General features: G+C 73.0%; 15 protein-coding genes. 9 read left to right on the top strand and 6 right to left on the bottom strand.

The window, feature by feature from the left end; translation table 11 throughout:
* Positions 1-37: 37 nt before the first annotated feature.
* The 5 genes from ACFUO4_RS43680 to ACFUO4_RS43700 all read right to left on the bottom strand — a co-directional run bounded on the left by ACFUO4_RS43680 (position 38) and on the right by ACFUO4_RS43700 (position 4,529).
* On the bottom strand, positions 38-907 hold the full coding sequence (locus ACFUO4_RS43680; RefSeq protein ID WP_383496294.1) for a biotin-dependent carboxyltransferase family protein: 870 nt from the start codon (positions 905-907) through the stop codon (positions 38-40).
* Positions 904-1,527: a 5-oxoprolinase subunit PxpB gene (gene pxpB, locus ACFUO4_RS43685; RefSeq protein ID WP_383496365.1), complete on the bottom strand. Its 624-nt coding sequence runs from the start codon at positions 1,525-1,527 to the stop codon at positions 904-906. Before pxpB ends, ACFUO4_RS43680 begins: the two co-directional genes overlap by 4 nt.
* A gap of 2 nt (positions 1,528-1,529) precedes the next feature.
* Positions 1,530-2,288, bottom strand: a complete 759-nt coding sequence (locus ACFUO4_RS43690; RefSeq protein ID WP_383496297.1) for a LamB/YcsF family protein — start codon at positions 2,286-2,288, stop codon at positions 1,530-1,532.
* 43 nt (positions 2,289-2,331) lie between these two features.
* Complete coding sequence (locus tag ACFUO4_RS43695) at positions 2,332-3,159, bottom strand: putative hydro-lyase (protein WP_079308800.1); 828 nt, start codon at positions 3,157-3,159, stop codon at positions 2,332-2,334.
* A 74-nt stretch (positions 3,160-3,233) separates the two neighbouring features.
* A complete protein-coding gene (locus tag ACFUO4_RS43700; RefSeq protein ID WP_383496300.1) occupies positions 3,234-4,529 on the bottom strand; it encodes an MFS transporter in 1,296 nt (431 codons plus the stop codon).
* A 165-nt stretch (positions 4,530-4,694) separates the two neighbouring features.
* On the opposite strand from ACFUO4_RS43700, the gene ACFUO4_RS43705 reads away from it, so the two are divergent.
* The 4 genes from ACFUO4_RS43705 to ACFUO4_RS43720 all read left to right on the top strand — a co-directional run bounded on the left by ACFUO4_RS43705 (position 4,695) and on the right by ACFUO4_RS43720 (position 12,627).
* Positions 4,695-5,390: a GntR family transcriptional regulator gene (locus tag ACFUO4_RS43705; RefSeq protein ID WP_383496303.1), complete on the top strand. Its 696-nt coding sequence runs from the start codon at positions 4,695-4,697 to the stop codon at positions 5,388-5,390.
* A gap of 80 nt (positions 5,391-5,470) precedes the next feature.
* Positions 5,471-6,997, top strand: a complete 1,527-nt coding sequence (locus tag ACFUO4_RS43710) for a hypothetical protein (protein WP_383496306.1) — start codon at positions 5,471-5,473, stop codon at positions 6,995-6,997.
* A gap of 46 nt (positions 6,998-7,043) precedes the next feature.
* On the top strand, positions 7,044-7,934 hold the full coding sequence (locus ACFUO4_RS43715) for a hypothetical protein (RefSeq protein WP_194082250.1): 891 nt from the start codon (positions 7,044-7,046) through the stop codon (positions 7,932-7,934).
* 37 nt (positions 7,935-7,971) lie between these two features.
* Entirely contained in the window at positions 7,972-12,627 is a 4,656-nt protein-coding gene (locus ACFUO4_RS43720; RefSeq protein WP_383496309.1) for a hypothetical protein, read from the top strand.
* 106 nt (positions 12,628-12,733) lie between these two features.
* Here ACFUO4_RS43720 and ACFUO4_RS43725 read toward each other — a convergent pair whose 3' ends face one another.
* The gene (locus tag ACFUO4_RS43725; protein WP_383496312.1) at positions 12,734-13,288 is read right to left on the bottom strand and encodes a hypothetical protein; all 555 of its coding nucleotides are present in this window, start codon (positions 13,286-13,288) and stop codon (positions 12,734-12,736) included.
* Positions 13,289-13,706: 418 nt separating this feature from the next.
* On the opposite strand from ACFUO4_RS43725, the gene ACFUO4_RS43730 reads away from it, so the two are divergent.
* The 5 genes from ACFUO4_RS43730 (at position 13,707) to ACFUO4_RS43750 (ending at position 21,848) form a co-directional block, all read left to right on the top strand.
* Positions 13,707-16,601, top strand: a complete 2,895-nt coding sequence (locus ACFUO4_RS43730; RefSeq protein ID WP_383496315.1) for a nitrate- and nitrite sensing domain-containing protein — start codon at positions 13,707-13,709, stop codon at positions 16,599-16,601.
* Positions 16,598-17,035 (top strand): roadblock/LC7 domain-containing protein, encoded by a 438-nt coding sequence (locus ACFUO4_RS43735; RefSeq protein WP_383496318.1) that lies wholly within the window; start codon positions 16,598-16,600, stop codon positions 17,033-17,035. Before ACFUO4_RS43730 ends, ACFUO4_RS43735 begins: the two co-directional genes overlap by 4 nt.
* A 9-nt stretch (positions 17,036-17,044) precedes the next feature.
* A complete protein-coding gene (locus ACFUO4_RS43740; protein WP_126270675.1) occupies positions 17,045-17,440 on the top strand; it encodes a DUF742 domain-containing protein in 396 nt (131 codons plus the stop codon).
* A 141-nt stretch (positions 17,441-17,581) separates the two neighbouring features.
* Positions 17,582-21,259, top strand: coding sequence for a hydantoinase B/oxoprolinase family protein (locus ACFUO4_RS43745; RefSeq protein ID WP_383496322.1), 3,678 nt, complete (start codon positions 17,582-17,584; stop codon positions 21,257-21,259).
* Entirely contained in the window at positions 21,240-21,848 is a 609-nt protein-coding gene (locus ACFUO4_RS43750) for an ATP/GTP-binding protein (RefSeq protein WP_383496325.1), read from the top strand. The genes ACFUO4_RS43745 and ACFUO4_RS43750 overlap by 20 nt, the downstream gene beginning before the upstream one ends.
* Positions 21,849-21,901: the final 53 nt, after the last annotated feature.

Raw genomic sequence — 21,901 nt, forward strand, 5'->3', positions numbered from 1 at the left:
GGCCGGTCGCCCAGCTCCCACGCGTCTCCGGGTGAGGTCAGCGCCTGCGCATTCCCAGGAAACGGACCGGTGTTCCTGGTACCGCCTGGGCCGCCGCCGAGAGGTCTTCGGTACGCACCACCGCGATGACGGGGTAACCGCCTGTGGTCGGGTGGTCCGCCAGGAACACCACCGGCCGCCCGTCCGGCGGTACCTGGACCGCGCCCAGGACCATGCCCTCGCTGGGGAGTTCACCCGGCCGGGCCCGCTCCAGCGCGGGGCCCTCCGTGCGCAGGCCGATGCGATTGCTCGCGGGGGACACCCGGTAGGGGCGGGACGTGAAGGCCCGTACCGCCTCCGGGGTGAACCAGTCGTCGCGCGGGCCGAGCGTCACCCGGAGGACGAGTTCCGTCGGAGGCGCCGGCTGCGGGGCGATGTCCACGCGCGCGTGGAGGTGTGTCGGAGTGCCCAGGGGGAGGACCGTGCCGTCCGTGAGCGGAGCCGGGCCCAGGCCGGAGAGGAGGTCGGTGGAGCGGCTGCCGAGCACCGGCTCGACCGTGATGCCGCCGGAGACGCCCACATAGCTCCGTAGCCCGCGCAGGGCGGTTCCGACGTCCAGGAGCGCCCCGGCGGGCACCCGCACCGGCGCGCCCCACGCGACGGGGCGTCCGTCCACCCTCACCGGGCACGGAGCGCCGCCGACGGCCACGGTGACCGCCGAACGCGGCCGGAGGGAACAGCCGTTGAGCGTGGTCTCCAGGACGGCCGCCTCCGGCGGATTGCCGACCAGGCGGTTGACGAGGGCTGCCGCGGGGCCGTCCAGGGCTCCCGCGCGCGGGACGCCGAGGTGCGCGTGGCCCGGGCGGCCCCGGTCCTGCACGGTGGTCAGCGCTCCGGCGCGCACGACGGCGAGGGCGCGGTCCGTCATGCCCCCACCGCCCCCATCGGTACGAACCTCACGCGCGTGCCCGGCGACAGCAACGCGGCCGGTACGCGCGCGTGGTCCCACAGCACGGCCTCCGTGGTCCCGATCAGTTGCCAACCGCCCGGCGAGGACCGGGGGTACACGCCCGTGTAGGGCCCCGCCAGCGCCACCGCGCCGGCGGGGACGGCCGTACGCGGCGTGGCTCGGCGTGGGACGTCGTACCGCTCCGGCAGACCGGTGAGGTAGCCGAAGCCGGGGGCGAACCCGCAGAAGGCGACGCTGAACTCGATGGCCGCGTGGATGCGGGCCACCTCGTGCGGTGCCACACCCCAGTGCGCGGCCACGTCGGCCAGGTCCGGGCCGTCGTAGCGCACGGGGAGTTCGACGACGGCACGCGCGCGCGGGGGAGCGGGCGGGACGTCGGCGGCGGCCAGTTCGGCGGCGACGCGGGCCGGGTCGGTCAGGCCGTCGAGGAGGACCGTGCGGGCCGCGGGGACGATCTCGCGGACCGACAGGGAGCCCTCCGCGCGGCGGCGCAGGAGTTCCGCGTGCAACGCCTGCGACTCGTCGCCCGACGACACCTCCAGGAGCAGCGCCGCGTCGCCGACGGGCAGCGCTCTCATGCTCATGCGAAGGCCTCCACGCGCACGCCCGACTCCGTCAGCCGCTCCCGCACCCGGCGGGCCAGTTCCACGGCACCCGGTGTGTCCCCGTGCAGGCACAGCGAGCGCGCCCGGACCTCGATGCGGGCGCCGGAGTGCGAGGTGACCACGCCGTCCCGGGCCAGGCCCACCGAGCGGTTCACCACGGCCTCCGGGTCGGTCACCACCGCCCCCTCCACGCGGCGTGACACCAGCGTGCCCTCGGCCGTGTACGCGCGGTCCGCGAACGCCTCCGTGACGGTCGGCAGGCCCGACTTGCCGGCCAGCTCCAGCAGCCGGGAGCCGGGCAGGCCGAGCACGGGCAGGGAGGCGTCCGCGAGGAGGACGCCCTCGACGACCGCGCCGGCCTGCTCCTCGTCGTGCACGACGCGGTTGTAGAGCGCACCGTGCGGTTTGACGTACGACACGCGCGTGCCGGCCGCGCGGGCGAAGACCTCCAGGGCGCCGATCTGGTAGGCCACCTCGGCCGCCAGCTCGGCGGGCGGCACGTCCATCGCGCGCCGCCCGAACCCGGCCAGGTCCCGGTAGGAGACCTGCGCCCCGATCCGTACGCCGCGCTCGGCCGCCTGCTCGCACACCCGCCGCATGGTGGCCGCGTCCCCGGCGTGGAAGCCGCAGGCCACGTTGGCGCTCGTGACGACGGACAGCAGCTCTTCGTCGTCTGTCAGCCGCCAGCGGCCAAAGCCCTCGCCGAGGTCGGCGTTGAGATCGATCGAGGTCATGGAACTTCCGTCTCTCCTTCCGGGGTGGGTGCGTGGGCCCTGCTCAGGCCACGCGGTACTGCTGGTCGCGGGCGTCGGTGAGGAACATCTGGCCCGGTGCGTGAGTGAGGGCGAACGGTGGCCGTGAGGCCATCACCGCGGCCTGCGGGGTCACCCCGCAGCCCCAGAACACCGGGATGTCGTCCGGGTGCAGGTCCACCGGGTCGCCGAAGTCGGGACGGCCGAGATCCTCGATGCCGAGGGTCGTCGGGTCGCCGCAGTGCACCGGGCCGCCGTGCACCGCGGGGAGCAGGCTGCTCTCGCGGATCGCCGCCGACAGATGCTGCGGCGGCACCGGCCGCATCGACACCACCATCGGGCCGTGGATCCGCCCGGCGGGGCGGCACTGCCAACTGGTCTCGTACATCGGGACGTTGCGTCCCTGCTCGAGGTGCCGGATCGGGACGCCCGCCTCGGTCAGCGCCCATTCGAAGGTGAAGCTGCACCCGATCAGGAACGACACCAGGTCGTCCCGCCAGTGCGCGCGCACGTCGGTCGGCTCGTCCACGAGCTCGCCGTCCTGCCACACCCGGTAGCGCGGCAGGTCGGTCCGCAGGTCGGCGCCGGGCGCCAGCACCGTCGTAGGAGATCCGGCGTCGGTGACGTCGAGCACGGGACAGGGCTTGGGGTTGCGCTGGCAGAACAGGAGCATGTCGTACGCCCAGTCCGCGGGCACCGAGATCAGGTTGACCTGGGTGTGGCCCGCGGCGACTCCTGCCGTGGGGCCCGTGAGGCCGGCCCGGAAGCGGGTGCGGGCCTCTTGCGGGCTCCACGCGCGCGCGTGCTCGTCGACGAGGGTCACGGGGCGGTCTTCGTCGTCGACAAGGGTCACGGGGCGGTCTTCGTCGTCGACGAGGGTCGTGGGGCGGGCTTTCGACACGGTCGTGAGACGGTCTTCCGTACGGTTCACGCGAGTTCCTTCCCACGGGTCTCCGGCAGGCCGAGCAGGGCCAGCGCGGCGAGCGCGTAACCGAGGGCGCCGAAGACCAGCGCGCCGCCCACACCCCAGCTGTCGGCCAGGAAGCCGACCGTGGTGGGGAAGACGGCGCCCACGGCACGCCCGGCGTTGTACGTGAAGCCCTGTCCCGTGCCGCGCACCGCCGTCGGGTACAGCTCGGCCAGGAAGGAGCCGAAGCCGCTGAAGATGGCCGACATGCAGAACCCGAGCGGGAAGCCGAGGACGAGGAGCAGGGTGTTGGCGCCGTCCGGGATGTTGGCGTACGCCAGGATGCAGATCGCCGACAGCAGGGCGAAGAGCCAGATGTTGCGGCGGCGGCCCAGGCGGTCGGTGAGATAGCCGCCGGTCAGATAGCCGAGGAAGGCGCCGGAGATCAGGAAGGTCAGATAACCGCCCGTACCGACGACCGACAGCCCTCGGTCGCTCTTCAGATACGTCGGCACCCAGGTGGCGAGCGTGTAGTAGCCGCCCTGGACGCCGGTCGACAGCAGCCCCGCGAAGATCGTCGTCCGCAGCAGCCCCGGTTTGAAGATCGCCGTGAACGGGGTCTTCCCGCCGCTCTTCTCCCGTACCGCGACCGCCTCGGGCGCGTCCTGGACGCGGCGGCGCAGCCAGACGACGAGCAGCGCGGGCAGGGCGCCGGTCCAGAACATCACGCGCCACGCCAGGTCGTCGTCGAGGAACGAGAAGACCAGCGTGTAGACGACGGCGGCCAGGGCCCAGCCCACCGCCCACGAACTCTGGACGGCGCCGAGGGTGCGGCCCCGGTGCTTCGCGCTCGCGTACTCGGCGACCAGGATCGCGCCGACCGCCCACTCGCCGCCGAAGCCGAGACCCTGGAGCGCGCGGAAGACCAGCAGCGACTCGAAGTTGGGCGCGAAACCGCAGGCCACGGTGAAGACGGCGTACGTGATCACCGTGATCATCAGGGCCCTGACCCGTCCGGCCCGGTCGGCCAGTACGCCCGCGAGGGCGCCGCCGACCCCGGAGGCGAGCAGCGTGACGGTGGTGAAGAGGCCGGTCTGGCCGCTGTCCAGCCCGAAGTACGCGGCCAGCGCGACCATGCTCAGCGGCAGCGTGAAGTAGTCGTAGGAGTCGAGGGCATAGCCGCCGAACGCGCCGGCGAAGGCGCGCCGGCCGCGCGGACCGAGGGCCCGGAACCAGCCCAACGCCCCGTCGTCGGCGGGGCGTTCGGTCTGTGGGGGCTGGGCGGTGAGGGCCTGGGAAGGGGGAGTCGTGCTCATGTGCACCTCGCAGTGGGAGGACGGAGGGTGCGGGACTGAGCCGTGCGGTGCGGGTCGTGCGTGGGGGATTCCTACGGTGCGATGCCGTAGCAAGGTAGAGGATCGTTGAACGATCCTTCAATACCCCTGTTGTTTCGTTCTCGTGACTGCGGTTGAATTCCGGGCATGGCAGAGCAGCTGAGCGGACTGGCCGACGACCGTGCCCTCCTGGGCCGCACCAGCACGGCGGAGCGCGTCTCGGACATCCTCAGGAGCCGCATCGCCGAGGGCTATTTCCCACCCGGCACCCGGCTGTCGGAGGACAGCATCGGCGGCGCCCTCGGGGTCTCCCGCAACACCCTGCGCGAGTCGTTCCGGCTGCTCACCCACGAGCGCCTGCTCGTCCACGAGCTGAACCGGGGGGTGTTCGTGCGGGTCCTGACGGTGGAGGACGTGGAGGACATCTACCGCACCCGACGGCTGGTGGAGTGCGCGGTGGTGCGGGGGCTGGGCGAGCCTCCGTACGCGCTCGACGGGCCCGCCGAGGCCGTCGAGGAGGGCCTGCGGGCGGTGCGCGAAGGTGACTGGAAAGGGTTGGGTACGGCCAACATCCACTTCCACCGGGAACTGGTCGCCCTCGCCGCCAGCGAGCGCACCGACGAACTCATGCGCAGCGTCTTCGCCGAGCTCCGGCTCGCCTTCCACGTGGTCGACGACCCGCGTCGGCTGCACGAGCCGTACCTGGCGCGGAACCAGCAGATCCTCCGGGCCCTGGAAGCGGGCGACAGGGCCGAGGCCGAGAAACTGCTCGCGGTCTACCTGGACGACTCGCTGGAGCGAGTGGTCGAGGTGTACCGGCGCCGGGTGGGAGAGGACGACTAGCGTCGGGATCGCGCCGGTCGCCAGGGGTCTGTTCTGCGTCGTTTTAGTCGTTGTCAGACCGAGGACCTAGTCTGTGCACCGTGACTTCGCCTGCACCGACGGACAGTGTTCCGCCCCAGCTCAGCGCAGCGTCCCGTCCCGCTCCGGGCCCGGCCGCCGACGAGGGACTGGCGCGGCGGCTGCGCGCGCTCGCGTGCACCGCGCCGTTGCACGACCTGGACGCCCGCAAGGCGAACCTCGCGGGTGAGTACTCGGTGTACGGCATGGCGGAGGTCGCCCTCGCCGCCATCGATCTGGTCACCCTGAACATGGACTTCGACACCGGCGCCGACCACGACCAGATCGTCGCCCGCCTCATCCCGCGCATCGCCGCGCAGGCCCCCCAGCGGCCCGTCGCCGAGCACGAGCGCGTGGCCCGCTGGGTCCTGGAGAACCTGATCAACGTCGGCAGCGTCGACCGCGGCTTCCGTGCCGTGTACGGCACCTTCGCGCCGGACGGCACCTATGTGCGCCGCGACTACGACTTCAAGCTGATCGAGGAGGTGCCCGGCCCCGGCGGCTCGGTGTACCTCCGCACGACGGACGAGGCGGTCAACGTCCTCGTCGGAGCGCTCGACACCGACGTCACCAGCGCCCAGATCGCCGCCGAGGTCAAGCTGGAGGTGCTGATCAGCCGCGGTCGTCTCGCCGACGCCCAGCTGGCCGCCGAGCAGGCCCGGTACCGGACCGTGCAGTACTCGGAGACGCTGCGCAGGGCCCTGGACGCCACGCGGCGCAACGTCCGCGCGGTGGACTGGCTGAACGCCGTCCCGGACATGATCACCGAAGCCCTCGACCACGTCGCCGACCGCTACCGCCACGAGAACGCGATCCTCACCAACATCCGCAAGGCGCGCGACGAATCCGAGGACCCGGAGCAGAAGCGGCGGGCCGCCGAGCTGGTCGACATCGTCAAGGACTGCATCCGGCGCCACACCCAGCTCCAGTCCCGCCTGCTGGAGGCCGGCCCGCTGTTCCGCGCGGAGCAGGACCGGCAGGCCTTCGCGACGCCGCTCACGACGTCGGGGACAGACCTCTACGGCCATCTGTTCTCGCCGCTGCTGCCGCTGCCGCTGGAGCAGGCGGTCAAGGTCACCGACGCGTTCTTCGCGCGCGGGACCGGTCTGCGGACGCCGGTGTCGGTGCGGATGGGCGACCTCGTCGACATACTGCTGACGCCGCCGGTGGAGCGCGAGCACCTCGGCGCGGAGATGCCGGAGCCTGACCTCATCGCCACGCCGGACGACAGCCGGTTCAGCGAGGAGCAGCTGGCGGCGGCCATGGAGCTCCTCGACCTGCCGGCCGACGCGCCCCGGCGGCTGTCCGGGCTGCTGGCCGACGCGCGCCGTCAGGACCCCGATCTGCCGTATCTCGTGGCCCTGTTGGCCGTGCACGCGGCCAGTCCGGCGGTGGGCACCGCCTACCGGCAGGGCGAGGAGAAGCTGCTGTTCGCCGTGGACGACGGGGCCGAGCTGGACGATCCCGAGTTCGGCGGGGCGGATCTCATCGTGGGCACGGCCCTGCTGGACGCGGCGGGGATGGCGGCGGACAGGACGGAAGCAGCATGAGCCGACGAACAGTGGGCCGACGAACAGTGGATCGAGGAGACCGACCGTGACCGAGCACGTCGAGTGGAGTGAGCCGGAAGCCGGACCCGCGCCGGTCCCCGCCGCCGTCACCCCCGCCGACGCCGCCGACGCGGCGCGGCTCGTAGCCTTCGGGCTCCAGCCCAAGCTGCAGCCCGCGCGGGACCAGGAGTACACCGAACTGCTGCGGCGCTACCGGGAGGACGGGGCGTTCGCGCGGCTCGCCGACGCCGTGGCCGCCGGACTGGGACTCGTCGTCCTGGAGGTGTCCCCCCGCGCGGGGATGGCGGTCACCGCCGCCGAGGACTCCGTGTTCGCCGTACGGATGGGCGACTACGCACGCCGGACCTCCGCCGACGGCAGCGACCGCTTCCTGCACGGCCTGGCCCATCTGGCCGTCGCTGCCCTCGCGTTCCCGCGGCCCGAGGACCTCGCCGACGACGGCTACATCGGACGCGTGAGTGTCAACGGCGTCGACGCGTTCGTCCGGCAGGCGTGCCGACGCCTGGAGGAGCGCGCCGAGGAGGTGGGCGAGAACACCGACCCCGCCACCGAGGCGCCCGGCCTGGAGGCCGCCTGGCGGATCTGGGCGAGACGCAGCGCCACCGGTGCCACGAAGGACGCGCGCCGCCTCGCCGGGTCCACCACCGGCATCATCGGCAAGGCCGTCGCCTTCCTCACCGACTCCGGCTTCCTCCAGCGCACCGGCGACGACAACGGCGGCACGTACCGCACGACGGCCCGCTACCAGCTCCAGGTGCGGGACATGGCCGGCAGCGCCGCCATGGCCGAGCTGCTGGAACTGGGCGTCGTCCCCGTGACCGACGGCACCCCGACGCTGCTGCCCGCCGAGAACACCGAGGACCTGGAGCTGGCGGCCGACGCCGGACTGCCGTTCCACGCGTCGTCCTCGTCCTGAACTCCCCCCACCTGCCGAAGACTTACGAGAGTCCGCCATGTACGAGCTGTCCCGGGTCCGCCTCTACTCCATCGGTCCCGCCGGTGCGCGCTACGCCGACACCGTGCTTGACCTGCGGGGCGTGGGCGACGTCGTGCCCGACCCCGCGCCCACCCAGGCGGAGTTCTTCGAGGAGGAGCCGGCCGGCCCGCCGCGCCGCCCCGCGCCCGCCGGCGTGCTCTTCCTGGAGAACGGCGGCGGCAAGTCCGTACTGCTCAAGCTGATCTTCTCGGTGATGCTGCCGGGCCACCGCAACACCCTCGGCGGCGCCAGCTCCGGTGTGCTGCGCAAGTTCCTGCTCGCCGACGACTGCGGGCATGTCGCGCTGGAGTGGCAGCACACGCTCACCGGTGAGTGCGTGGTCGTCGGCAAGGTCAGCGAGTGGCGGGGGCGGCAGGTCTCCAACGACCCGCGGAAGTTCGCCGAGGCCTGGTACTCCTTCCGTCCCGGCCCCGGGCTCTCCCTGGACAACCTGCCCGTCGCCGAGTCCACGGCCGTCCGCCCGCCCGTCGAGGGCGCGTCCGGCGCGCAGGGCCGCCGGCGCACCATGAAGGGCTTCCGGGACGCCATCACCGAGGCGGGCAAGGCGTATCCGCACCTGGAGGTGCACTGGGAGGAGATCCACGACCGCTGGATCGAGCACCTCGGCGACCTCGGCCTCGACCCCGAACTCTTCCGCTACCAGCGGGAGATGAACGCCGACGAGGGCGAGGCCGCAGGACTCTTCGCGGTCAAGAAGGACTCCGACTTCACCGACCTGCTGCTGCGGGCCGTGACCGACACCCGGGACACCGACGGGCTCGCCGACCTGGTCAGCGGCTTCGGCAACAAGCTGGGCCGCCGCGCCGAACTGATGGCGGAACGGGACTTCACGGCCGGGTCGGTCGATCTGCTCGGCCGGATCGTCGAGGCGGCCGAGGCGCGCTCACGCGCGCGTGACATCCACGCCGGCGCCGAGCGCCGTACCCGCACGCTGGCGCGGCGGCTCTCCGCGCGCGGCGCCCAGGAGCGCGTGCGCGCCGCCGACCTCGCCCAGCGGGTCACCGCGGCTGCCTACGCCGTCACCCACGCCGAGGGAGCGCGCGAGCGCAGCGCGCTGATCGCCGCCGAACTCGCCTACCGGCACGCCTCCTTGGCGCTTGCCGCGGCCGAGAAGTCCGCCGCCGCGCAGAAGCGCGAGCTCGCCGACGCCCGGACGCTGCACTCGGCCTGGCAGGCCGCCGAGGCCGTACTGCGCCACCGCGCCGCCGCCGACCGCGTCGCGCGCGTGTCCGCCGCGATCCAGGAGGCCGAGCGGGACGCGGCCCCGGCGCTGGCCGCCCGCGCCAAGGCCGCCGTGGACCTCGTACGGGCCCTGCACGCGGCCGCGGAGAGCGCCGAGACGCTCGCCAACGAGGAGGAGGAGCGCTCCGCCGCCCTTCAGGAGGTCGGCGAGTCCGCGTACCGGGACTCCACCGCCGCCGCCACCGAGGCCCAGCGCGCCCGCAGCGAGGTCGGGCATCTGCGGCAGCGCCTCACCGAGGTCGAGCAGGAGACCGCCGAGGCCGTCCGGGCCGGCTGGCTCGACGACAGCGCCCCCGATGCCGACCCCGCGCGCGCGGCCCTCGCCGCCAGTGACGCCGAGAAGACCGCGGTCGCCGCCTGGGACACCGCCCGGGAGACTTCCCGCCGGGCCACCGAGCACGCGCGCGAGGCGGGTGCCGCGGAGTCGCGCGCCGAACTGACGGCCGCCCGCGCGGCCGACGCCGCCGCCGCGGCCGAGCGCTCCTACGACGCCGAGCGACGCCTCGCCGAGGCACTGGCGGCCGAGCCGCGGCTGGCGGAGCTGCTGAGCCTGACGGGCGCGTCCGGCGCGGCGCGCGGGGGCGTGCCGGTGCCGAGGGCGGGCGCCGACGGCTCCCCGCAGGGCGGCGCGGCGGAGCAGGGTGACACCGAGGACATCCTGACGCCGGAAGACCTCGACCGCTTCGCCGACGAACTGCGCGAGCTGCTCGACGACGCCGTCTCCTCCGCCGAACGCCAGCTCTTCGATCTGCGCACCGCGGCCGCCGACGACGCCCGCATCCTCGGCGCGCTCGGCGACGGCGGACTGCTGCCGCCCGGTCCGGACGTGCTGGCGACCGTGGAGTTCCTCGGTGAGCACGGCATCCCGGCGCTGCCCGGCTGGCGCTACCTCGCCCAGGCCGTCGACCCCACCGACCACGCGCGCGTGCTGGCCGCCCGGCCCGAGCTGGTCGACGGCGTGATCATCACCGACCCGGACACCCACGCACGCGCCCGCGAGGCGCTGAGCGAGGCGGCCCTGCTGCCCCGCTCCGCCGTCGCCGTCGGCACCGCGGCCGCCCTCCTCGCCCCGACTCCGGCGTCCGGCTCGGGGAGCGAGGGCGTGTTCCTCGTCCCGCCGAACCCCGCCATGCACGACGAGCACGCCGCCGACGAGGAGCGGCAGGCGCTGCGCGCCCGGGCCACCGAGCGCGACGAGGAGATCCGCTCCCTCGCCGCACGGCTCGGCAAGGACCGGGAGCTGGCGGCGCGGCTCGCCTCCTGGCGCACCGGCTGCCCGGCCGGCCGGCTCGTCGAGCTGGCCGAGGCCGCGCGCGAGGCACGCGCGTTCGCCGAGGAGTCCGAGGCCGAGCTGGCCGAGGCGCGGACCGTGCGGGCCGAGGCCGACGAGGCCGCCGCCGAGGCCACCCAGGTGCGCGAGGAGCGGCAGGAGGCCGCGCAGAAGGCGCGCCGGGCCGCCGACGCCCTCGCCGGGCTCGCCTTCCGGCTGCGGGAGCGCGCCGGCTGGCAGGTCAAGCTCCGTGAACTGGCCGACGAGGCCACCGAGTCGGAAGCCCGCGCCCAGGCATGCCTGGAGCGGGCCCGCGCCGCCGACGAGGACCGGCGTGCCGCCCAGCGGGCCGCCGACGACGCCCGCCGCACCGCGCGTGCCCTGCGCGCCGAGCGCGCCGAGATCGCCGGCGCCCCGGACGACGTACCGGACGGGGACACGGACGCGCCGAAGGCGTCCCTGCCAGCGCTCCGCGAGGCCTACCGGGCCGCCTCCCAGCTCTACGAGAAGGTCGGGGTCGGCGCCGACCTGCGCGCCGAGCAGGCACGCGCGGAGAGCGACGAAAGCGCCTCCCTGGCCGAGCTGGACCGGCTGAGCAACAAGGTCCGCACCCGCGCCGAGGCGCTGCTCCAGTCGCCCGACGGGTCCGACGGGCCGTCCCGGCAGGCCGCCGCGGCCCGCGCCGAGGAGCTGGTCCAGCTCCTGGAGACGCGGATGTCCAGCGCGAGCGAGCAACTCGGCCGACTGCGCGGCGAAGCCGAACGGCACGCGCCCGAGGACGGCGAGGCGCACACCGAACTGGCGGAGGAGCTCCAGCCGCGCGACGCCGACCACGCACAGGCCCTGCTGCGCACGGCGACCGCCGAACTGGCCTCCCGCACCGAGGCGTTGACGCAGGCCCGGGAAGCACACGCCGAGCTGCTGGACTCCCATCGGGCCGCCGAGGACGCGGCCGGCGGTTTCGACGAGATCGCCGCGATGCTCCGCGACCTGCTGCGCGAACACGCCTCGGAGGACGAGCCCGAGGACACCGAGGCCTACCCCGGCAGCCCTGAGGAGGCCCGGCAGGCCGCCGCCGAAGCCCGCCGGTCGCTGCGCGGCTGCGCGGCGGACCTGTCCGCCGCCGAGGCCGCCGTGCGCGAGGCGAGCGACGTCCTGGTCCGGCACGCCAACTCCACCCGCTACGAGCAGGTCCGCACCCCCGCCCGCCAGCAGATCCGCGAACTGCCCGCCTCCGCGCTGCCGGAGCACGCGCAGAAGTGGGCGGACGCCTTCGCCCCCCGACTCCGCGTCCTCACCGACGAGTTGGCGCAGCTGGAGCGGAACCGGGACTCGATCGTGGACCGGCTGCGCGGGCTCGTGGAGTCGGCGCTGGCGACCCTGAGGTCCGCCCAGCGGCTGTCCCGGCTGCCCGAGGGGCTCGGCGAGTGGTCCGGGCAGGAGTTCCTGCGTATCCGCTTCGAGGAGCCCGACCAGGCCACGTTGACCGAGCGGCTGGGTAAGGTCATCGACGAGGCGACCCGCGCGGCCGTGAAGAAGAACTCCGACCTGCGGCGCGACGGTATGTCCCTGCTGCTGAGAGGCGTCGGCGCGGCCCTTCAGCCCAAGGGCGTCGCGGTGGAGATCCTCAAGCCGGACGCGGTGCTGCGCGCCGAGCGGGTGCCGGTGGGGCAGATGGGCGACGTGTTCTCGGGCGGCCAGCTGCTCACCGCGGCCATCGCCCTGTACTGCACGATGGCCGCGCTGCGCTCCAACGACCGGGGCCGCGACAAGCACCGGCACGCGGGCACGCTGTTCCTCGACAACCCCATCGGGCGCGCCAACGCCACGTATCTGCTGGAGCTCCAGCGCGCCGTCTCGGATGCCCTCGGTGTCCAACTCCTTTACACCACGGGCCTGTTCGACACGACGGCCCTCGCCGAGTTCCCGCTGGTCATCCGGCTGCGCAACGACGCCGACCTCAGGGCCGGGCTGAAGTACATCAGCGTGGAGGAACACCTTCGTCCGGGGTTGCCGCAGCAGCCGCAGGCCGAGGAAGCGGTGCACAGCGAGATCACGGCCACGCGGATGTTCAAGCGGCCGGCACCGAGCGCGTCGTAACGGCATGTCAGACGTCGTCTGACCGGGGTCAGCGCCTTGGTCAGGGTCGGCGCCTTGACGGGGCCGGCGCGGCTCAGCCCGGGGTCGGTCAAGCCCTGGCCGGGGTTCAGGGGTGGGACAGCTGGCCCGCCCCGCTGCGCCGGCGTATCCGCTCCTGCGCCCGCTCGGCCGCCCTGGCCTGCCGCCGTGCCTTGCGCCGCTCGCGCCGCAGGGCACGCGCGGTGCTGCTCGGCGTCGACACCACGCCGTTGCGCTGGTTCCAGACCTGGCGGGTTACCCAGACGTCGAGGGCGCCCCATGTCGCCACCACCGTGCTCGCCACGCTGCTGAGGACCATCGGGAACGCCAGCCACGACCCGGCCAGCGTGCACAGGAACGCCACTACCGCCTGGACCAGCGTCACCGCGATGATCAGCACCGCCCGCACCGCCGCCGTACGCACCGGATCGGGCATGCGACGCCGCCGTGCCGGCTCCTCGACCCACAACGGGCGGTAGTACGGCTGTTCCTGAGCCGGTTCCCGCACTGCGGCCTGTGCGCCGGGCCCGGCTGCGCCGTCGTCCGTCGGAATGTCGCGATTCGGTGCCTCGGGGTCGCGCCGCGCCGTCAGGTGCGCCGCTTCGCCCGCCGTGGGCGCCTCTTGCCGCTCCGCCGTGCCCATCAAGGTGTCACTCCCCACCGCCAGCAGACCGCTTACCCGTGCTCGAACACACGGCTCCCCAGTGGCTGCCCGGCTTGCGCTGTTTTACGCCGCCCGGTTGCGGGATGCGGCTCGTGTGGCCGATTCCGCACCCATTTCCTGAAGAGAAGGACGAACAACCTGGCCCGAAGATTCCCAAGGAACGAAAAATTCTGGCCAACTGCCCACCTCTGTCGGCCGAATCCGTGCGGGTCGTCGTCCTGCGCTTGCGGGAGGCAATCTCCCGCAATGCCCGGACAACTCCCCATCTCGCGCCACCGGTGCGGAAGTTCGCCCTCCGGAAGGGTCTTCGAGTTAACTGTGCGTCGGTAGTAGGCTCGCGGCGTTTGTTGACGCACATGTGTACCCCCGGCCGGCGGGGGACCAGCTGGGGGAGGCCATGCGCTTTCGCGGGAAGTCGATCCGCCGGAAGATCGTGGCGCTGCTTCTCGTGCCGCTGGTGTCCCTGGCCGCGGTCTGGGGCTTCGCCACGGTACTCACGGGACGTGCGGTCACCCAGCTCTTCCAGGTGTCGAGAGCCGTTGAGGACATCGGCTACCCCACCGAGGACACGGTCCGCATCCTCCAGCAGGAACGGCGCCAGACCCTCGTCTATCTCGCCGACCCGCGGGCGTCGGACGCGCTCTCCGCGCTGCGCACCGCCCGCGGTGCCTCCGACGACGCCATCGCCAAGTTCCGCAAGAGCGCGCAGAACCCCGACGTCCGCGACGGACTCGACGCGGATGACGACGAACTCCTGACCACCGTGCTGGACGCGCTCGACAGCGTCGGCTCCCTGCGTCGCAGCGTCGAGGAGGGCACGGTGACCCGGGCCCAGGCCCTCGGTCGCTACAACGGGCTCGTGGACCCCTGCTACGCCCTCCTGGCCTCCCTCGACGGGGTGGAAAACAACGTGGAGATGGACAAGCAGGCGCGCGCCTTGGTCAACGTCGCCCGCGCCCGCGAACTGCTCTCCCGCGAGGACGCCCTGCTCGGATCGGCGCTCGTGGTCGGCAGACTCACCCGCGAGGAGATCCGGGACGTCTCCGACCTCATCGCGCAGCGCGACATGCTGTACGACATCAGCCTGCCGGTGCTGCCCGCTTCCGAACGCGAGCGCTACGACAGGTTCTGGAAGAACGCCTCCACCGCGTCCCTGCGCTCCGCCGAGCGGACCGTCAACAACTCCGAACCCGGCCCGCCCAGCGCCCTGACCGCCAAGAGCTGGGACGCCGCCGCGGCCGGTGTGCTCGACGGGCTCGCCACCCTCGACGACCAGGCGGGCGACCGCTACCAGGACCGCGTGGAGCCGCTCGCGGTGGGCGTCATCGTCAAGGCCGCCGTCGCCGGCGTGCTCGGCCTGCTCGCCCTGCTCTTCTCGATCTTCCTCTCCGTGCGCGTCGGCCGCGGCCTCATCCGCGACCTGCGCCAGCTGCGCCTGGAGGCCCACGAGGCGTCCGGCGTGCGACTGCCCAGCGTCATGCGCCGGCTCTCCGCCGGTGAGCAGGTCGACGTGGAGACCGAGGTCCCGCGTCTGGAGTACGACAAGAACGAGATCGGCGAGGTCGGCCAAGCCCTCAACACCCTGCAGCGGGCGGCCGTCGAGGCCGCCGTCAAACAGGCCGAACTGCGCGCCGGGGTCGCCGAGGTCTTCGTCAACCTCGCTCGCCGCAGCCAGGTGCTCCTGCACAAGCAGCTCACCCTGCTCGACACCATGGAGCGCCGCACCGAGGACACCGACGAACTCGCCGACCTGTTCCGCCTCGACCACCTCACCACCCGTATGCGCCGGCACGCCGAGGGCCTGGTGATCCTCTCCGGGGCCGCCCCCTCCCGGCAGTGGCGCAAGCCCGTCCAGCTCATGGACGTCGTCCGGGCCGCCGTCGCCGAGGTCGAGGACTACGAGCGCATCGAGGTCCGCCGGCTGCCCAGGGTCGCGGTCACCGGCCCGGCCGTCGCCGACCTCACCCATCTCGTCGCCGAACTCCTGGAGAACGCCACGGTGTTCTCCCCGCCGCACACCGCCGTCCAGGTCCTGGGCGAGCGGGTCGCCAACGGCTTCACCCTGGAGATCCACGACCGTGGTCTCGGCATGGCGGCCGACGCCCTGCTGGACGCCAACCTCCGGCTCGCCGAGACACCGGAGTTCGAACTGTCCGACACCGACCGGCTCGGCCTGTTCGTGGTCAGCCGGCTCGCCCAGCGGCAGAACGTCCGGGTCTCCCTCCAGCCTTCGCCGTACGGCGGCACGACGGCCGTCGTTTTCATCCCCAACACCCTGCTGACGGACGACGTCCCGGACACCAACGGCATCGGCTTCCGCCTCGACCGCCCCCAGCCCTCCAAGGAGGCCGAGCTGGAGGAGGCCCGCCGGGCCGAACTCGCCCACGTCCCCGGGCAGTTGCCGGGCCTCCCGGCGGCGCTCCTGGACGGCCCCGTCGAGCTGGAAGCCCCCGTGGACCTCGACGCCATCGACGACTTCCCGGGCGCCCTCGACGACGAGGACAGCGAACGCGGCGGCCTGTTCCGCCCCCGGCGCGGCCTCGTCCGCACCGAGGACACCGCCGACGGAGCATCCCGCGAGACCCCCGACCTCTTCGAGCGGCACACCGACGGCGACGACGACCTGAGCGCCCCGGTGCCCCTGCCCCAGCGGCGCACACCCAAGCTGGTCAGCTCGCACGGCCGCCCGGTGACCGAGCAGCCCGCGCGGCGCCCGGACCCGGACGAGGAGCCCGTACGCGGCGCGAACCGGCCGCGCTCCGCCACACCACCCCCGCTCCCCGCCCGTAGGCGAGCCACGGGCCCGCAGCGCCGCACCACCGGCGTCGCCGACCGCCGCGACGAGCAGGAAACCCCGGCACCCGGGGCCTCCGCGCTTCCCCGCCGCACCCGGCGCGCCGAAATCGCGTCCAGCGGCGGCTCGGGCGACGCCACGCGCCTGACCGGCAGCTCCGAGACCCAGCCCGGCGCAGGCCCCGGAACGCCGCTCGCCGGCGGCACCGCCCCCGAGCCAGGGCGGGCCGGCGATCCCGATCCGCGGCAGGACGCCTCCGGCACGACCCCGCTGCCCCGGCGTGTCCGGCAGGCCAACCTGGCTCCGCAGCTCAAGCAGAGCCCCGAGCGTCGCACCACCGACCCGGAAGCCGGGTTCGAGGAGCGGGACGCCGACCAAGTACGCAGCCGCATGGCGTCGCTCCAGCGTGGCTGGCAGCGCGGCCGTGACGAGAACGCCGCGGGCGAGGACGCCCACAGCGGCACAGCACCACGAGGAACTAAGGGGGACGGTCGATGACCGCACCGAAGACGACCGGCCACGCCGCGACGACCAAGTCCGGCGAGCTCAACTGGCTCCTGGACGAACTGGTGGACCGCGTCGCAAGCATCCGCAAGGCCGTCGTGCTCTCCGGCGACGGACTGCCCACGGGGGTCTCCAAGGACCTGACCCGGGAGGACAGCGAGCACCTGGCCGCCGTCGCCTCCGGGTTCCACAGCCTCGCCAAGGGCGTGGGCCGGCACTTCGAGGCGGGCAGTGTCCGGCAGACGGTCGTCGAACTCGACGACGCCTTCCTGTTCGTGACCGCCGCCGGCGACGGCAGCTGCCTCGCCGTCCTCTCCGATGCGGACTCCGACGTCGGCCTGGTCGCCTACGAGATGACGCTCCTCGTCAAGCGAGTCGGTGTACATCTCGCCTCCGCTCCACGCACCGATCTGCCTCAGGGCGGGTAGTGGGATGACATGAGCACTGACGGTCAGGGAAGAAGTCACTGGTTCGACGACGAGGCCGGACCGGTTGTCCGTCCGTACGCCATGACGCGCGGCCGCACCACCAGCGCGGCCCAGCACCGCCTGGACCTCATCGCGGTGGTCGTCACGGAGCCCCAGGCGGACGACCCGGAACGCGACCACTCGCTGTCCCCGGAGCATGTGGACATCGTCGACCTGTGCCGCGAGACCCCGCAGTCGGTCGCCGAGCTGTCCTCCGAACTCGACCTGCCCATCGGCGTGGTGCGCGTTCTCATCGGTGACCTCGTGGACGCGGAGTTCGTGCATGTGAACCGGCCCGTGCCGCCCGCGGAGCTCCCGGACGAGAGCATCCTGCGGGACGTGATCAACGGCCTCAGGGCGCTGTGAGACAAGGCCCTGCCCGCGCGGAGCGGGCGGGCGCCGGCACAGCCCTCCCGATAGGATCCGACTGATCGTCGACGACCTTCGCGGGCGGCCCGCCGCCGGCCCACGGACACGGTGCCGAACAGCACGATCGGGGAGACGGACGTGACGACAGGCTGGCAGTTCTGGGTCGACCGGGGCGGCACCTTCACCGACATCGTCGCGCGCCGCCCGGACGGCCGGCTGCTCACCCACAAGCTGCTCTCCGACAGCCCGGCCCCGACCCGGCCCCGGTCCCACCCGAGCGAGGAGTCCTCCGTCGCCGACGCGGCCGTCACCGGCGTGACCCAGCTCCTGGACGGCTCCCGGGACCCGGTGGAGGCCGTCCGCATGGGCACCACCGTCGCCACCAACGCCCTGCTGGAGCGCAAGGGCGAACGCACCCTCCTGATCATCACCCGCGGCTTCCGCGACGCCCTGCGCATCGCCTACCAGAACCGGCCCCGCATCTTCGCCCGCCGCATCGAACTGCCCGAACTGCTCCACGAGCGCGTGATCGAGGTCGACGAACGCATCGCCGCCGACGGCACCGTCCTGCGCGCCCCCGATCTGGACGCCCTCGCCGAGCCCCTCCAGCAGGCCTACGACGACGGGATCCGCGCGGTCGCCGTCGTCTGCATGCACAGCCACCTCCACCCCGCGCACGAACGGGCCGTCGGCGAACTCGCCGCCCGCATCGGATTCCCGCAGATCTCGCTCTCCAGCGAGGCCAGCCCCCTGATGAAGCTCGTCCCGCGCGGGGACACCGCCGTCGTCGACGCCTACCTCTCGCCCGTCCTGCGCCGGTACGTCGAGCGGGTCGCCGGCGAACTCGACGGTGTGCGGCTGATGTTCATGCAGTCCAACGGCGGCCTCACCGAGGCCGGTCAGTTCCGCGGCAAGGACGCCATCCTGTCCGGGCCCGCCGGCGGCATCGTCGGCATGGCCCGGATGTCGCACCTCGCGGGCTTCGACCGGGTCATCGGCTTCGACATGGGCGGCACGTCGACCGATGTCTCGCACTACGCGGGCGAGTACGAACGGGTCTTCACCACCCAGATCGCCGGAGTCCGGCTGCGTGCGCCCATGCTCGACATCCACACCGTCGCCGCCGGCGGCGGTTCGGTCCTCCATTTCGACGGTGCCCGCTACCGCGTAGGGCCGGACTCGGCGGGCGCGGACCCGGGCCCCGCCTGCTACCGCGCGGGCGGCCCGCTCGCCGTCACCGACGCCAACGTCATGCTCGGCCGCATCCAACCCGCCCATTTCCCGCAGGTGTTCGGCCCCGACGGCGACCAACCCCTGGACGCGGAACTCGTCCGTGACCGCTTCGCCGCCCTCACCCGCGAGATCCGCGAACGGACCGGCGACGACCGCACCCCCGAACAGGTCGCCGAGGGCTACCTCCAGATCGCGGTCGCCAACATCGCCAACGCCGTCAAGCGGATCTCCGTCCAGAAGGGCCACGACGTCACCCGCTACGCACTCACCACCTTCGGTGGCGCCGGCGGCCAGCACGCCTGCATGGTCGCCGACTCCCTCGGCATGCGCACCGTCCTCGTGCCCCCCATGGCCGGGGTCCTCTCCGCGCTCGGCATCGGCCTCGCCGACACCACGGCCATGCGCGAACAGTCCGTCGAGGCACCTCTGGAGACCGCTTCGATGCCCGGCGTCCTCAAGACCGCCGACGACCTGGAGAGCGCCGCCCGCGCCGAACTCCTCGCCGAGGACATCCCCGAGGACCGTATCCGGATCACCCGCCGCGCCCAGCTCCGCTACGACGGCACCGACACCGCCCTCACCGTCGAGCTGACCGAACCCGCCGCGATGCGCGACGCCTTCGAAGCACGTCATCGCGCCACGTACTCCTTCACGCTCGACCGCCCGATCGTCGTCGAAGCCCTCTCCGTGGAAGCCACCGGCATCACTCAACCCCCCGATCTGTCGGCCCTCGCCCCGTACGAAGGCCACCCCGCCGTCCCCGAGACCGTCCGCCTCCACACGGGCGGCGCCTGGCGCGACGTACCCCTCCACCGCCGCGAGAACCTGCCTCCCGGCGAGACCGTCACCGGCCCGGCGATCATCACCGAGGCCGGCGCCACCACCGTCGTCGACGACGGCTGGCAGGCCGTGGCGCGAGACGACGGGCATCTGGTCATGGAACGCGTGGCGGTCACGCAGAGTTCCGATCTCGACACGAAAGTCGACCCGGTTCTTCTCGAGGTCTTCAACAACCTCTTCATGTCCATCGCCGAACAGATGGGCGCCCGGCTGGAGTCCACGGCCCAGTCCGTCAACATCAAGGAGCGCCTCGACTTCTCCTGCGCGCTCTTCGACCCGGACGGAAACCTGGTGGCCAACGCCCCGCACATCCCCGTCCACCTGGGCTCGATGGGCACCAGCGTCAAGGAGGTCATCCGGCGCCGCGTCTCGGCGATGCGGCCGGGCGACACCTACGCCGTCAACGACCCGTACCACGGCGGCACACACCTGCCGGACGTCACGGTGATCACCCCCGTCTTCGCCGCGTCGGACCCCGAAGACACGGAGAGTGACCGCGAGATCCTCTTCTACGTCGCCTCCCGGGGCCACCACGCCGAGATCGGCGGGATCGCCCCGGGCTCCATGCCGGCCGACAGCCGCAGCATCGAGGAGGAGGGCATCCTCTTCGACAACTGGCTCCTCGCCGAGAAGGGCCGCTTCCGCGAGGAGGAGACGCTCCGCCTGCTCACGGAGACGCGCTACCCCTCCCGCAACCCGAGGACCAACCTCGCCGACCTGCGGGCCCAGATCGCCGCCAACCGCAAGGGCGTCGACGAGGTCGCACGCATGATCGAGACCTTCGGGCTCGACGTCGTCCAGGCCTACATGCGGCACGTCCAGGACAACGCCGAGGAAGCGGTACGCCGGGTCGTCGACACCCTCGACGACGGCGAGTACGCCTACGAGACCGACTCCGGCGCGATGATCCGGGTACGCGTGCGCGTGGACCGCGAGAACCGCTCCGCGACCGTCGACTTCACGGGCACGTCCCCGCAGCTGGACAGCAACTTCAACGCCCCGTTCGCGGTGGTCAACGCCGCGGTCCTCTACGTCTTCCGCACCCTCGTCGACGACGACATCCCCCTCAACGACGGCTGCCTGCGGCCCCTTCGGATCATCGTGCCGCCCGGCTCGATGCTCGCGCCCGAGCCACCCGCGGCCGTCGTCGCCGGCAACGTCGAGACCTCGCAGGCCATCACCGGTGCCCTCTACGCGGCGCTCGGCGTCCAGGCCGAGGGCTCCGGGACCATGAACAACGTGACCTTCGGCAACGCCCGCCACCAGTACTACGAGACGGTCGCGTCCGGCTCCGGCGCGGGCGACGGCTTCCCGGGCGCGCCCGTCGTACAGACCCACATGACCAACTCGCGGCTCACCGACCCCGAGGTCCTGGAGTGGCGACTGCCCGTCCGGCTCGACGAGTTCGCCGTCCGGGAGGGCAGCGGCGGCGCCGGACGCTGGCGCGGCGGCGACGGCGCGGTGCGCCGCATCCGCTTCCTGGAGCCCATGACCGTCTCCACGCTGTCCCAGCACCGCCGGGTCCCGCCGTACGGCATGGAAGGCGGCGAACCCGGGGCACTGGGCGCCAACCGCGTGGAGCGCGCCGACGGGACGGTCACCGTGCTCGGCGGCAGCGACGCGGCCGAGGTCGGTCCCGGCGACGTACTTGTCATCGAAACCCCCGGCGGTGGAGGCTACGGCCCACCGTCGCCCCACCCCCATCCAGCAGGAGAAGAGATCAATGATCTTCGGGCGTTCTGAGCGCGGAAAGCCCCCGGTCGAGCCCGTCACGCTCAAGATCCTCGTGGCCGGCGGCTTCGGCGTGGGCAAGACCACGCTCGTGGGCGCGGTCAGCGAGATCAGGCCGCTGCGCACCGAGGAGCTGCTCACCGAGGCAGGACGCCCGGTCGACGACACCAGCGGCGTGGAGGGCAAGCGCACCACCACGGTGGCCATGGACTTCGGGCGCATCACCCTGCGCGAGGACCTGGTGCTGTACCTCTTCGGCACACCCGGCCAGGAGCGGTTCTGGTTCATGTGGGACGAGCTCTCCGAGGGCGCCCTCGGAGCCGTCGTCCTCGCCGACACCCGCCGCCTGGAGGACAGCTTCGCCGCGATCGACTACTTCGAGCGGCGTTCCATACCCTTCGTCGTCGGCGTCAACTGCTTCGAGGGAGCGGCCCGTTATCCGACCGAGGACGTCCGCCAGGCCCTCGACCTCGACCAGGACGTGCCGCTGCTGCTGTGCGACGCCCGGGACCGCGAGTCGGTCAAGGAGGTCCTCATCGGTGTCGTCCGGCACGCGATGGCGCAGGCGGCGGAGCGCCGCCAGGCCGCCGTCACGAGCTGACACGGGAGCGGCCCGTACCCCCGCCGACCGGGGTACGGGCCGCGTTCACGGGC

The sequence above is a fragment of the Streptomyces sp. NPDC057280 genome (genome assembly GCF_042668605.1).
In the GTDB taxonomy this organism is placed as follows: domain Bacteria; phylum Actinomycetota; class Actinomycetes; order Streptomycetales; family Streptomycetaceae; genus Streptomyces.